The following is a 14,446-nucleotide window of genomic DNA, read 5'->3' as shown; positions in this document are numbered from 1 at the left end:
CTATTTTATTTTTTTCATTTTCATTTCACTTTTAAAAACAAGACCATTAAAGATTTCTATTTCTATTACGTCAAAATTTGTGTTATTTAGATTTATAATTTCCAAAGTAATCTCAGACATTGACATCCTTGTTCTTTCATATTGCCAGCCACTAGGAAGAAAAATTCCACGGTCTGTTATATGCCACCTTTTTGTATATGTGTTATTTGATTCGATATCTTTAACTGTACAAGTTCCATCTTCTTTAAATAGTATCCAGTTGTGTTTAGGGTTCCATTTGAATGCAGTTTCAGCAATTTTTTTACTACTTTCTTCGAGGTCTGGATTAATTTCTATATGATCAGGTTTGTAATAATAAATTCCCCATTTACGATTACATATTTTAGCTGTTAACTCTTTTTTAAATTCTTCTTGCTCTTGTTTTATTCGCTCTTGTTCTTTTTTATGTTCTTGATCTAATCGTTCCTGTTTCTCTTTACGGTTCTTTTCTCGTTTCTTTAGAGTGTCATTCCATCTGACTTGCCCTTCAGATAAAATTTTTGCATATGTTTTTTTAATGTTACTGTTTTTAGACTTTAAAAAATATAATTGCCATTTAAGTATTTTATAATCCTCATATGTTATATCTTTTTTTATTTCCATTAAGTTTTCAAATTCACTATCTTCTTGATATTTTTTGTCAATAGCCTTGCTACAACTTAAAAACATTAAAACAATAATTAAAACACTTTTTTTCATCTTTCTCATTTTTTTATAATTCGTATGTAATTTTTTATTTTACCATCCCGCCAAACGCCTACGCATAGCTTGTTGTTCTGGTGTGTGTTCATCGGTTGGTATAAAGCTAGGGTATAAAGGTTGTGGAAAGCCTTCTTTTAATCTACGGTCAAAATCGGCTTGCCTGTATGGATTAAAAATTTTACCATCCGGTAAGGGTCTGTTTTTATCCATATACCATACCATAAAACTCCAATAACTTTCTACTTCTCTATTAGCTAGTGTCCAAGCAAAGTCTTGTTTACGGTCACGTAATACTAAACTAAAGCCTGTCGGAGCAAAATCACCTCCAGTATCTAAACTTTTATAGACCGTAACCAACCAAAAGGGTACGGTTTCTTGTTTTCTACTAAAAAATAAACGGGGGTAACTTATAGTGCCGTTCATTCTGTCTAATACCAATTCTTTATGTGGGTTGTAATAATATATCGTTAAATGAAATAATCCTATGATAATAAAAGGGGATGTAAACAAAAGATAGTCAACCCAAGTAATCCCCCCCCCCCCCATTTTTTCCTATTAGTTGTAATAAAAGAATTATTAGCATTACAGAACCTCCAACAAAGAATGTATATATTTTAAACAAACTAAAACCTCTTGACATATTTAATACAAAATAATCATCGTTAATTTCTTGTACTTTTTGAGCCTTACCAGGAATAACTTCCCAATCAAAAAAAATTTCTGGGTCGCAAAGTATTTCATGTGGTAGGGGTTTGGCTTTAAAAAAACTCATAGTGTCTTAATTAGTTTTTACCACCCAGCCATACGCCTACGCATAGCCTGTTGTTCTGGTGTGTGTTCATCGGTTGGTATAAAGCTAGGGTATAAAGGTTTTGGAAAGCCTTCTTTTAATCTACGATCAAAATCGGCTTGCCTGTATGGATTAAAAATTTTACCATCCGGTAAGGGTCTGTTTTTATCCATATACCATACCATAAAGCTCCAATAACTTTCTACTTCTCTATTAGCTAGTGTCCAAGTGAAATTTTGTTTGCGGTCACGTAAAATTAAACTATACCCTGTAGGAGCAAAATCTCCTCCTGTTTGTAAATTTTTATATACTGTAACTAACCAAAAGGGCACGGTTTCTTGCTTTCTACTAAAAAATAAATGAGGGTAACTTATGGTGCCATTCATTCTATCAAGTACCAGTTCTTTATGTGGGTTGTAATAATATACTGCTAAATGAAATAAACCTATGATAATGAATGGTAAGGCTATTAAGTAAACATGTAATGGTGTAGGTTTTTTTATTAAGAATTGTAATAAAAATAAAAATAATAATACTCCTCCCCCAAAATAGAAAGTAAAGATTTTAGAAAAAGTCAAGCCTCTTGCGATGTTTAATACAAAATATTCATCGTTAATTTCTTGTACTTTTCTTGCCTTACCAGGAATAACTTCCCAATCAAAAAAAATTTCTGGGTCGCAAAGTATTTCATGTGGTAGGGGTTTGGCTTTAAAAAAACTCATAATATCATTTTAATGTTGTAAAGGAAATCTACAGAAGAATAATGATTTATCTTCAATAATGGTTGCTTTGCCTGCTTTGATGTTTCTAAAGGTAATGTATTCCTCTTCTTTTTTATTGTCTATTACCAAAGGCATGATATTCCATAAATAGCCTTGTTTATCTTTTGGGTGTAAAGGTAATTTTATTTGTGCATCAGTATACTTACATAATACAGCAATATGCGAGTACTTGTTTAGGTATATTTTATTTCCTTCGTATTCTTGCTTAACGATATTATTGGCAGCCAGTTGGTGTTTTACTTGTAAGTATTTAGGCACACGTACCCAAATGTGAAATTGTTTAAATGAAGCATCCATGTTTCCGTTGCGTAACGATTGTTCTTTAAACTTTGGTTTGTCATCAACTGTAGAGGGTGCCGTAACTATGGTATCGTAACAATGTTTAGGTAACTTGTAGCTTTTATTACCTAATAAAGGGTCATTGTATTGTACCAAATAAAGCTCGTAGGTTAGTCCGTTTGGATTGTTAAAAAACGACCCAAACGAAATATCAATAGCTAGGTTATTCCAAAGGGTAGCATTGGTATCTATCCAGTTTTTATACATGTCTTGGTTAGCTGCAGAAATACGAGGACGAGGTATAGTACTTTTAGGAGAAGTAGGCCTTCGTATGCTGCTTGCCTCCATGGTAATAGCACTACCAACTATTAAATTTAGTAAGCGTACATACACACTTTTATAGCTTTCATCAAAACTTGATGATAAGTACTCTTTTTTATAAGGGTTAATTAATTTTTCTTTGCCTCGGTACATTAAGCGTGCATTGTAATAAGGATTGTAATAACTTGGATCTTTCATATAGGTTTTGCTACTAAACGGAAAAAACTTAAAAAAAGTTTCTAACTCATCATCGGTTAAATAATATGCTAATCCGTAAAAGGCTAACCCTAATCCTCCCACAATTAAACCAGGGACTCCTGTTAACGAAATTAATCCGAAGGTTTCTAGTAAAGATACTGCTGAAAGCACCGCGGCACCACTATAGGCTAAGGCGGCATCGTTGTCAGCTTTTGCTAAACTTTTGTTTACATCTTCAATGGTGGCAATTAAAGTATAAGTTGAAGCAGCTCCTTTGGCTAGTTTGATTGCCCATTCGCCTCTTGTAGCAAAAGATTTTTTATTTATTTCTTTGATAACATCTTTTACCTCTGTTGCGGTAGCCCTAGGTTGTGTAGTGACAAAGGTTTTGATTTTTTGTTGGGCAATATCGTTAGATATACTTTCGGCTAGGTTTAACCCTGCTGAAATCACTTTTATACCAACACCAACAGATTTTATATAATCCATTGTATTTAAATCCCCTTTCTTATTTGTCATCTCGTTGACTTGTTGAGCTAACGAAAACATTTCAAAAACTAATAAGGCGCTTCTAAATTGTTGGCTTTCTATAATGCTTTCTAACTTGTGGGCATAGGGGAGTTTTTTACCGTTTCTAATATGTATGGATAGTTTTTCAGGGTTTGTTTTGGCAGTTGCCATTTTAGCGTCTATTTCTCCTTTAAACTGCTCTTCTACCAATAACCAATAGGTAACGGGTACTTTGGCGTGTTTTATAGCATCAATACGTTTGTGTTGCGGGTGTTTAGAAGCTATGTTTTTCTTAACTTTTTCAAAGTCTTTTAAAAACTCTTTATAAATTAAATTTTTACCTGCTGTAACTAAGTGAGTTTCTTTAACTCCGTTGTTAGTACGTGTTATTAAATCAAATTGTTTTCTATATAGTTCAACTTTTATTGCTTTACCAAAGCCAATGTAGGTTTTACTCACTTTTTGAAAGTGACTAAATAATTTTTTTTCAAACTTAACTATGTATTTCCAGTCTTTGGTGTCTTGTTTTTCTAAATCGGTAACTTCAATTGGGTAGAAGAGTACATCGTTTATATGTTTTAAAGAACTTTCACCTTTACTGGTTTTTATAATTTCTTTTACCCAAGTATCTTCATACGGTTTGTACTCACTTTCGGGTAGTAATTGCCTGTCTATCATTTCGGGGTAATGTGCCAAACACAATAAGTGGTCTGAAATTACATTTTTACCCTCTATACTAGCTAATGGGGTAGGGTTATTTTCATAACAAACGTCAATAGCGGTTTTGTAGTATTCGCTTTTTAAGAGGTTTCCTAAATCGTTTCTAAATCCGTTTATTACTTTACGAATACGTTTGCGTTCTTCAATAGCGAGTATGTGGTCCAATTTATCGTGCGATATACCATGGTTTAAATACCACTCTCCTCTTTTACGTGTATAGTCTTCTTTTAATTCAGGGTTATTGTAAACAAATTTATAGGTGGTTAAGGCAATTGAGAAGATGTATTTTAGTTCTTCTGCCTCCTCTTTAGAAATTTCATCACTTTGTATTTCTCCATAGTCTATGAGCCCTAACTTGTGCTTATATAAATCCATATGGTGTACAGAGGTAGCTAAACACTCTACCATAGAGCGTAAATAATCTAGTTTATAAAAAATGATATCTGCGAGGTCATAGGCGCAGCCAACAGGGTCTGGAAGTGTAATAAACATATCCTCTAATAACGTATTTTCATTATTAGGGTCGTCGGCATTCTCAACAGCATGAATGGTTTTTAGCTTTTCTTCTAGTCTAGTAGCTTCTGGAAAGTGTTTGTAATCAAACACAGCAATAAAAGAATGATAGGGACGGTCGTGTATAACTTCTGCTTTTTTTAATTCTTTGCCTTTTTCGTAGCCTTTGCACTCAACTTTTATCATTCGTTCGTTTTCTTCTGGCGAAGAGGCTATTTGTTCTAATTGTTGCATAGACCATTGCACATGAGAATAGGCTACCCAAATTACAGAATCTGGTGCTACAATATAAGTTTCTCTACTTGAGGTGTTTGTAGCGTCTCGTATATCGTTGTATTCTCCATTTTCTTTGTTGTCTTTCCAATAGATAGGATTTAAAAGACCACTTGTATCTATTTCGTATTCAAGCCATTTTTTAGGTTCCTCGTCATGCAAAATATATAAATAACCATGTCTTAAACTTGTTCTTTCGTAACGACTATGGGTTAGTTTTGGAGCTAAACTTGAAGGATTGGCACTATCTCGTTTAGCGGTTACAACAACTTCACTAAGTTTATAATCAATTGTTTTTTTGTCATTCTTATTGTGTGGCTCAACTTCAACTTCAATATCAGGGGCTCTAACAAACTTGTTGTCTTGTATATAGTAGGGAAATGGATTAAAAACTCCGTATCTTAAAAAGTGTAATTCAATTCCTTGTTTCTTAGCTTGTAAGTCAGAACTAATGTTGGTTTTTCCGTCCGGTCCTTTTATTTCAAATTTATAAGTACCTATATTATCATTATAGGCGTCCTCTTGAAATTTTTCTAACTCAATGTTTTCTTTCATGGTTTATTATTTTCTTTTTTTTCCACGTCTTTACATAGCTAAAACATGGATATAGCAATAACTGCTACAAGTATTTATAGCAGAGGGGGAGTATTGTATTTTTTTGGATTACAATTTTTCAAAAAAGCACGTTAGCAATTTTTTAAGTGTATGCTTTTTCGATGTCTCAAATGTATAGATAGAAAGTTTATAAATCAAAAAAAGTTTAATTTTTTTCTAAATAGCGTTGTTTTTGTTAAAGGAGTTTCTGTGTTATAAAGGGTTGAGGTGTTTCCGATTGAAGAAGGAACTTTAACTTAAATCTTTTTATTTTTACAGGTATAAAATTTCTAACATGAAAAAGCTAATACTCTTATTATTAACCATTTTGTTAATTACGAGTTGTACCAATTATGGGCAGCTTAAGTTAGTGTCTTATTTATCGGAAGATTTAAAGGAAGTTTCAGGAGTAGAGAAAAGCCATGATTTAAAAATGCTATGGATGCATAACGATAGTGGTAATGCAGCTAAAGTATTTAAAGTTAGTACCCAAGGTAAGGTATTACAAAAAAGAGTATTATCAGTAAAAAACCACGATTGGGAAGACATAACTTCTGATAACAATGGAAACATTTACATCGCAGATTTTGGAAACAATAATAACAAAAGAAAGAACTTAGTAATTTTAAAAATTAAGGAAAAAGATTTGCTGAATGGAGGTGATGTTGAGGTTGAAAAAATAAAGTTTTCATATCCTAATCAAACCAAGTTTCCGCCAAAAAAGAAAGACCGTTTTTTTGATGCAGAATCTTTAATCTATAAAGATGGTGCTCTCTATATTTTTACAAAAAGCAGGGTTAAAAATAAGTACGGAAAAACAATGCTGTACAAAGTTCCAGCTACAAAAGGTGATTATACAGCTCAGTATATATCAGAGTATGTAAACTGTGGTGATGTTCATTGTGCAATAACGGCAGCAGCAATATCACCAGATAAACAAAAAGTGGTTTTGCTAACACATCAATCTGTATTAGTATTTACCAATTTTAACGGAGATGATTTTTTTAGTGGAGACGTAAAAGAACACACATTCAATCATATATCTCAAAAAGAAGGTGTTACTTTTAAAGATGAAACAACTCTTTATATAACAGATGAAGCTGATAAAACAGGAAGCAGTAGACTGTACGAATTTGTGATAAAAAACTAAAAAACAGTTACCAATGTATGTACATTGATAACTGAGAGAGTTAGGGGAATCATCAACACCTAATTTTGGTGCTTATACGTAATCTATTTGCCTAGAATAACCTGCATTTATAGCTAACAAAATACTATCGTCTCGGTTAAAACTAAACGGAATAATAGAGCTTAAAGGCTCTTCAATTTTTTCTTCTATTTTTTGCTTAGATAATATCAAAGCTTGCTCTACTAATTTATGATATTCAGTTATAAAGTAATTTTTAGGTAAGTTTTCAAACTTAGCAACATCAAAATCATAAAATTGGGTTCTTGTTACAGCTTTGTATTCTTGGTCGTTATGTATAAATAAATAGGTAAGGTCAACATGAATAGTAGTGTTAGCACCGCTAGGATCGTCTGGCCAATTATAAATTAAAAGATAAGCCCCATCAATACTAACCTTTGGTTTAGAAATTTCCTCAATCTTTTCAAAACTCGTTAAATTACAAGATCCTGTTTTAATAACTTCTTCTATAGTTTCAACTGTACTCATTAGTATAATTTAATTTTTTAGTCAAATATCTTAGAAATTAGGTGTTTGCTTTTAGGTGTTTTATAATCGTATACTATCATTTTATAAACGTTTTGTTAAAGTGCTGGATATGGAGGTGAAATGAAAATATATAATTATTTTAGTTGGCTAATTAATTACGAAAAATGCCATTGTTTAAGAAGAGTTACTTTATATATATTGTATGCACTTATTTTATTTTTACCGCCTGTACGAGAGATAATATAGATAAAGACTTACAAGAATATTTATTTGCTATAGATAGCATTTCTCAACAAAAGCCTAAAGAAGGGCTAAGAAAAATAGATAGTTTATTAGAAAAGAAACAAAATTCTAAAAACAGGGCTTTACTATTGTTTAGCAAAGGAGAGCTATTTTACCTGAACGATAAGTTAATAGAAGCAAAAAATGTACACTTAGAAACCTATAAGTTATTTACAAAACTTAAAGATGATTATAATAAGGGTAGAAGTTTAATAACACTAAGCGCCGCCTGTATGAAGCTAAACGAATTAGAAGATGCACAAAAGTATGCATTAGAGGCTTTAGAAATAGGTAAAAAAATAGAGAATAGCAGACTACAAGGAAAGGCAAATAACCAGTTATTTAATCTTCACTTTATATTAAAAGACTACCAAAAAGCATTGTTTTATATAAAAAGGTCAGAGGAATTGTTTACAGACCCAAACGACCCTAATTCAATTATAGCAATTAAAAGTAATATTGCAGGGGTTTATTTAATGTTAAAAGAATATAATAAAGCCCTAGAACAATTTTCAGAAGCATTGGCTATAGGTAAATCGGCTAAAGATCCAAAAACTATTGTAAGCGTTTTTAATAACATTGGGTACACATACTTGGAAGTAAAACGTTTTGACGAAGCAGAGAAGTTTTTACGAGGAGCAGCAAAGCTTAATCAAAAGATAAAAACAATTAATGGAGCTCCATACAAAGGTTTAGGAACCCTTTTTTTAGTAACCAATAAATTAGATTCGGCAGAGGTGAATTACAACAAAGCAATGTCAATCTATAAGAGTAAAAACAACCTTTCAGAAGAATTAGAAATACGAGATAAGCTAATATCAATAGCAATTCTTAAAAAGCAGTACCAAAAAGCCCTAAACCATCAAATAATACGAGATAGTATAGAAGTGGTTAAGAGTAAAAAGCAAAACCAAAAACTTCTTCATTTTGCTAATGTAAACTATAAAATTAAAGAAAAAGAAATAGCATTAACCCATCAAAAAGAAATAAACAAACAAAATTGGTGGTTAGGAATTAGTGTAATTGTATCGTTGGTACTTATTTTAATTATAGCATTGTTTTTTGGATATAATAATAAACTAAGAGCGGCTAATAAAGCTTCAAAATTAGAACAACGTTTGCTAAGAGCTCAAATGAATCCGCATTTTATATTCAACACCTTAGCGGCGATTCAAAATATAACTTTAGAAGGAAACCCGGTAAAATCTTCAAACTATATAGCTAAGTTTTCAAAACTCATTCGACAAAATTTTGATTATGTTCGAAAAGAAGAAATTAGCTTAAAAGAAGAGTTAGCTATGATTTCTAACTACATAGATACACAGCAGCTACGTTTTAATAATAGTTTTAGTTATCATATACATATTTCTGAAAACTGTGATACAAAACAATTAAAAGTACCTCCTATGTTGTTACAACCTTTTGTTGAAAATGCTATTGAATATGGCTTAAAAGAAAAGAAATCAGGAGGAATATTGAACTTAAACATTCGAAAAACAGCAAATGAACTTTTTTTTGAAATTGAAGATAATGGAGTAGGAAGGAAGCAAAAAAAGAGTCAAGAAAAAATAGCAAAAGATTTACACGCTACCGATATTTTTATTGAAAGACTACAGATAAGAAATAAAGGAGAAGAAAAATCTTTTACAATAGAAGATTTACACGATAAGGATGGAAACCCATCAGGAACAAAAGTTATATTTAAATTAAAGTTATAAAATGATAAAAGCTGCTATAATAGAAGATGAGTTTAATGCACTAAACACATTAACAAAACTGTTGCAATACACACAAAAAGATGTAGAAATTGTAGCTAAAATTGATAATGTAGATGAAGCTATAGATTTTTTAAGTAATAATAATTTAGACTTGGTGTTTATAGATATTGAGTTGATTGGAGGAAATGCTTTTCAAATATTAGAGGCCTTAGAAACCATAAACTTTAAAATGATATTTACCACAGCGTACGATGAATTTGCAATAAAAGCTATTAAGTTTGATACGGTAGATTATTTATTAAAACCTATAGATTCTGACGAATTAAATGCTTGTATAGAGCGTTTTAGAGCGGACTTTGAAAAAGAGAAAAAGTACACGCAAGCACTAAGCAAAATAAACGAGTTTGATAAAAAAGAGGCTCAAAAAACATTGCTTATTAAAACTACCGAAGAGCAACATTTTTTACATGTAGATGATATTGTACGTTGCCAATCAGACGGAAGTTATACGTTTTTTTATACTACAGATAAAAAAATAATGAGTGCTAGAAACTTAAAGTATTACGAAAATATTTTAAGCACACACGCCTTTGCTAGAGTACACCAATCTCACTTAATTAATATAAAATATTTAGCTTCAGTAAGTGCCAATACAGTTAAGTTATCAAGTGGCGAGAAAATTCCTTTATCATCAAGAAAGAAAACATATTTAAAACAGTTTTTAGAGAATTTTAATACGAATACAAAATAAAAAGTAACACATATAAAACTCATTAAAATAGCGCTAAAGTTCCATGTAGTTTTGAGGTGAATAATAGAAAATAACCTTAAAAAAACAATCATATGGGACTTAAAGAAAAAAGATTCACAAAAACTTTTCAAGAAGAAAAATACCCTGCTTTAAAACAACAAATAAACGACGCAGCAGGTTTTGATGTAACAATTGATGTAGAGTGGGAAACCATGTTTGAAGATAAGTTTTTACACTTATATGATGATAGTTATCCTAAAATTTACTTCCAACCACTTATTGATGCTTTTTCTGCCATAACTACAGATGATATGGGGAAAGAAGCATTGACAGAATCGTTAAAAAAAGTGGTTATTACCAATAAAGACGATCATCACAACCCAACGCATGCTTACACCTTTGAAGAAGGAGTTTTACAAGTAAATCATAGTCCAATTTTAAATGCAGATAAAGTTCAAGACAGAACAGATGCACTTGTTGATTTATTAGAAAACAACTTATAGTCTAGTAATTCATACTAAAAAATAAAAATTGCTATGGAAACAGATTATATCAATCAATTTAAAGCGCAATCACCAGCAGCTATAATTCAGGGTCTGTTTAGAGAAAAAAAGCAATTAAAAATTGCTTTATCACTAAAAAACGGACTTTATGTAAAAGGCTTTATAGTAGACATCACCAAAGAAGAATATCAAACATTTGTGTGTATGAAAACCGAAGAACAAGAAGTGTTGTTTTTCGATCTTCAAGAGGTATCTGTTTTACGAATTAAGCATCCTAAAAAAATAGCGGTTTCATTATCGAAAGGAAATATTAGCCGTCCTTTAGGAGAAGATCCCATAAGTGTTTTACAATTAAGAAGATGGACTCTTGAGCAAGAGCCTTTGTTAGAGGCAACGATTAATTTATCATTTGAAAAACCAGCATTACAAGAAGCAAACGCTCGATTAAATTGTAAAGATGTTATTGCAAGCTTATTAAAAGCAAAACAGTTAATAATAGAGGATGAAATGGGGTTAGCAGCATGGAAAGAGATAGAAGCTGTTGTTATTACTAACACAGAAACATTACAAGTAAGTAAAGAAGGAAATGTTTTAAAAATTGGTATTGAAATTACTAAAGTATTGCCAAAAGAATTAGAGAATCTTTTTATTGAAAAGATAGAAAAAGTATTGTAGAATAATAAAATTATTAAAAAATGGGTCTTAAAGAAAAAAGAGCAGTTCAAACGTTTAAAAACGAATCATTTCCAGCATTAGAAACGGTAATAAACAATAAGGCAGGGTTTAACGTATCACTAAACATAGCATGGGATACACTGGTAGAAGATAAGTTTTCACACCTTTACAATGATACGTTTCCAAAAATATATTTTCAACCGTTAATTGAAGCTATTAAAGCAGTTAATATTGATGAAATTGGAGGGGAGTTGCTAAAAAATGGATTAAAAGAAGTAAAGATTGTTAATGAAAACAACGAGCATAATTTAGAAAGAGCAATCACTTTTGTAGATGGTATTTTAACCATTAATCACAGCCCAATTATGAATGCTGATAAGGTGGAAGAGAAAACAGAAAGAATTGTACATCTTTTAGAAACTCATTTAGAAGAATTTGCAGGAAGCGAAGCTAGTGTTGAAAGTAATGAAAACCCAAATAATATTGCAGGAGGAAAGGTAGATAACACTATAAAATTAAGTTTGCCTCAGTTGCACAATCAATATGTAGCTTTAGCTTTTGAAAAGCAAGATAACTTAGCTGATATAGTTGAAGATTTACCTTGGACTTGTGATATGCTTCAAGGAACGGTAACTTATGGAGATCTTACCTTTAAAATGCAAGTATTAGGAACATATTCTCATAATGAGCAATCATGGTTGTGGGCATGGGCAAATAAACAAAGTGGTATTCCAGAACAATTTTTAGAAGCTTCATTACAAATGAAAGCTCTAGGAGAGAGACATGGGATAGAAGATTTACTTTCATCAAAAATAGAAACAGAACACGATCCTGGTCATTACTTCTCATTTGTAGCAACTGGGGTAAATCAGGCAAGTTGCTATGCTCCATTGCCTTTTAAAGGGCTAACTGTATATGTATTGCTATATACTGATGTAGTGGATGAAAAAGAGATAAATATTCCGGCTTTAATTTGTTCACATTTTTCAAAAACAACAACTCGTATGGACTTTGAACATAAGCACGCATTGTTTTGCTATTTAGTTCAAAAAGGATATGAGGTTGAGGTATCAGGAAACAATATCGTTGCGAAAAAAGGAGAGGATCAAATTTTAGGAATTTTTGACCTAAAAGGAAGATTACTAAAACTGTCTAACTCAACAGTTCCAGTAGGAGCTTAAAAAAGAAAAAAGTATGTACCAATCTACCACATTATCAGAATTAGAAAAAGAGCATCAAGAAGCGTTAACTCAAGCGCAAAATAAAATGATGGAAGATTTGAATCTTGCTCAACAAAATGGTGACAACGATTTAATCCATCAAGCAAGTGTTCATTTTCAAAATATAGCAAAAGAATTAGCAGAACAATACACAAAACGTATTGAAGAAATTAACGAGTTAAATCTTAAAAATATTACTGAAAACATTCAAGAGGTATACGATAATTCTAGAGCTGAAATTGATTTAAATGCTTTGGTTTATGACGGTGATCGAGATTATGTTTTAAAGTTTCAAGAAGATGAGTTGATTCAAAAAACCTTGGAAAGAATAAAGGAAAATAACCCCGTTTTCAAGTCGAGAAGACACCTGTTAAAGTCAAGTTTAAGATTAACAAAAATGTTAGCTCCTGTACTTCATGAAATTGGAAATCATTGTAAAGAGGTATTGAAACTAAAAGCAGATATTGAGTTTTTCGTGTATCAAGAAGATAAATTCAACGCTTCATGTTATCCACCAGATGAAGATAAATTATACATCATTTTAACTTCAGGAATTTTAGAGCGTTTTACAAAAGACGAATTAGCTTTTGTTATTGGACATGAAATTGGGCATGTATTATTCGAGCACTTTAATTATCCAGTAAAACATATTTTAGACGAAGGAGCAAACGACTTGGCGCCAATTCATGCCATGAAGTTATATGCATGGAATCGTAACGCTGAAATTAGTGCCGATAGAGCAGGTTTATTATGTTGTAAGAGTTTTGAAGCAGCTGCAAGAACATTCTTTAAGCTATCATCGGGAGTAACTTCTAATTCTTTAGATTTTAAATTGAACGAATACATTAATCAATTTTCAGATTTAGAAGAAGTTTTAAATGACGACACGCACGATCCTTCAGATTGGTACAGTAGTCACCCATTCAGTCCACTTCGTATTAAAGCATTAGAGTTGTTTAATAAGAGTAAGACATATGAGTTATTTAATCCAGCAATTAATGGAGAAATAACAGAGGAGGCAATGGAGTTAGAAATACAGCGAATTATGTCGTTGATGGAGCCAGAAGATTTAGGAAAAGAAACTGAACACTCAGAAAAAATTCAACGCTTTATGTTCTTAGGAGGTTATATGATTTCAAAGGCAGATGGTGTTGTGGATGATTCTGAAATACAAGCATTGAGTAGTGTTGTGTCACCATCGGTTTTTGCTCAATGTATGTTAACCATTAAAGGGTTAACAGAGCAAGATATTATTGATGAGATTATGGCGCTAGCCAAAGAGTTAGATATTGTAATTTCTGTAATGCAAAAACTAAATATTCTAAGAGATTTATCTATTATTTCTTATGCTGATGGAAGTATAGACGCTTCTGAAGTTGATGTGCTCTACAACTTAGCAAGACAATTATATATAAAAACTGAATTTATTGATAGAATCATTAGCGACGCTCAGGGTGTTGACTAACAATATGATTTTTGTTTATCCATGTTAGCTAAACCATACATATTAACCGTGTATGGTTTGGCTTATGTTATATATTAAAAGTGCCCACCCAACAATTAGTAGCAAACCTCCTAAAGGAGTAATGGGACCTAAAAACTTCATTTTTTTACCTTTTGCATCTGATAATACCAAGCCATAAATACTAAAGGAAAAAAGTATAATTCCAACTACAAAAGCGTAATATATTGCCGAACTAGGAGCGTCAAAATAACTTCCAACAAATAACAAAACCAATGCGTGGTACATTTGATATTTTACACCTGTTTCAAATGATTTTAATTGCTCTTCATTTAAAACTTTCTTTAAAGCATGTGCTCCAAAAGCACCAAATATTACAGCGAACATACCAAATAAAGCGCCTGTAATTAATACAATTTGTTGTGTCATATTTTTTAAG

14 protein-coding genes are annotated in these 14,446 nt (G+C 31.5%); 7 read left to right on the top strand and 7 right to left on the bottom strand.

Annotated features, from left to right (window positions below; all coding sequences use genetic code 11):
• From C8N27_RS03065 to C8N27_RS03045, 5 genes are all read right to left on the bottom strand, one after another.
• Entirely contained in the window at positions 1–738 is a 738-nt protein-coding gene (locus tag C8N27_RS03065) for a hypothetical protein (RefSeq protein ID WP_147431695.1), read from the bottom strand.
• Positions 739–777: 39 nt separating this feature from the next.
• Positions 778–1,164, bottom strand: coding sequence for a hypothetical protein (locus C8N27_RS03060; protein WP_121146223.1), 387 nt, complete (start codon positions 1,162–1,164; stop codon positions 778–780).
• Between the two features lie 94 nt (positions 1,165–1,258).
• Positions 1,259–1,513: a hypothetical protein gene (locus C8N27_RS03055; RefSeq protein WP_121146222.1), complete on the bottom strand. Its 255-nt coding sequence runs from the start codon at positions 1,511–1,513 to the stop codon at positions 1,259–1,261.
• A 17-nt stretch (positions 1,514–1,530) separates the two neighbouring features.
• Positions 1,531–2,253, bottom strand: a complete 723-nt coding sequence (locus tag C8N27_RS03050; protein ID WP_121146221.1) for a hypothetical protein — start codon at positions 2,251–2,253, stop codon at positions 1,531–1,533.
• A 9-nt stretch (positions 2,254–2,262) separates the two neighbouring features.
• On the bottom strand, positions 2,263–5,682 hold the full coding sequence (locus C8N27_RS03045; RefSeq protein WP_121146220.1) for a toxin VasX: 3,420 nt from the start codon (positions 5,680–5,682) through the stop codon (positions 2,263–2,265).
• 334 nt (positions 5,683–6,016) lie between these two features.
• Here C8N27_RS03045 and C8N27_RS03040 point away from each other — a divergent pair, with 334 nt between their 5' ends.
• Positions 6,017–6,871, top strand: coding sequence for an SdiA-regulated domain-containing protein (locus C8N27_RS03040; protein WP_121146219.1), 855 nt, complete (start codon positions 6,017–6,019; stop codon positions 6,869–6,871).
• Between the two features lie 72 nt (positions 6,872–6,943).
• Here the strand turns inward: C8N27_RS03040 and C8N27_RS03035 are convergent, their stop codons facing one another.
• Positions 6,944–7,396, bottom strand: a complete 453-nt coding sequence (locus C8N27_RS03035; protein WP_099215779.1) for a hypothetical protein — start codon at positions 7,394–7,396, stop codon at positions 6,944–6,946.
• A gap of 164 nt (positions 7,397–7,560) precedes the next feature.
• Here C8N27_RS03035 and C8N27_RS03030 point away from each other — a divergent pair, with 164 nt between their 5' ends.
• From C8N27_RS03030 to C8N27_RS03005, 6 genes are all read left to right on the top strand, one after another.
• The gene (locus C8N27_RS03030; protein WP_121146218.1) at positions 7,561–9,396 is read left to right on the top strand and encodes a tetratricopeptide repeat-containing sensor histidine kinase; all 1,836 of its coding nucleotides are present in this window, start codon (positions 7,561–7,563) and stop codon (positions 9,394–9,396) included.
• 1 nt (position 9,397) lies between these two features.
• Positions 9,398–10,147: a LytR/AlgR family response regulator transcription factor gene (locus tag C8N27_RS03025; RefSeq protein ID WP_099215781.1), complete on the top strand. Its 750-nt coding sequence runs from the start codon at positions 9,398–9,400 to the stop codon at positions 10,145–10,147.
• Positions 10,148–10,239: 92 nt separating this feature from the next.
• Positions 10,240–10,650: a hypothetical protein gene (locus tag C8N27_RS03020; RefSeq protein WP_120186254.1), complete on the top strand. Its 411-nt coding sequence runs from the start codon at positions 10,240–10,242 to the stop codon at positions 10,648–10,650.
• Between the two features lie 33 nt (positions 10,651–10,683).
• Positions 10,684–11,325 carry a hypothetical protein gene (locus tag C8N27_RS03015; protein ID WP_121146217.1) on the top strand — a complete coding sequence of 214 codons (642 nt, stop codon included), beginning with the start codon at positions 10,684–10,686 and terminating at the stop codon, positions 11,323–11,325.
• Between the two features lie 20 nt (positions 11,326–11,345).
• Positions 11,346–12,506 (top strand): DUF6882 domain-containing protein, encoded by a 1,161-nt coding sequence (locus C8N27_RS16040; protein ID WP_208639299.1) that lies wholly within the window; start codon positions 11,346–11,348, stop codon positions 12,504–12,506.
• 13 nt (positions 12,507–12,519) lie between these two features.
• Positions 12,520–14,010, top strand: coding sequence for a M48 family metallopeptidase (locus C8N27_RS03005; protein ID WP_121146216.1), 1,491 nt, complete (start codon positions 12,520–12,522; stop codon positions 14,008–14,010).
• A gap of 42 nt (positions 14,011–14,052) precedes the next feature.
• Here the strand turns inward: C8N27_RS03005 and C8N27_RS03000 are convergent, their stop codons facing one another.
• A complete protein-coding gene (locus C8N27_RS03000; RefSeq protein WP_121146215.1) occupies positions 14,053–14,436 on the bottom strand; it encodes a DUF423 domain-containing protein in 384 nt (127 codons plus the stop codon).
• Between the last annotated feature and the right edge of the window lie 10 nt (positions 14,437–14,446).

It is taken from the genome of Tenacibaculum discolor (assembly GCF_003664185.1).
GTDB lineage: Bacteria > Bacteroidota > Bacteroidia > Flavobacteriales > Flavobacteriaceae > Polaribacter > Polaribacter discolor.
The sequence above is the reverse complement of the archived record's forward strand: the minus strand, read 5'-3'. Positions and strand labels throughout refer to the sequence as shown.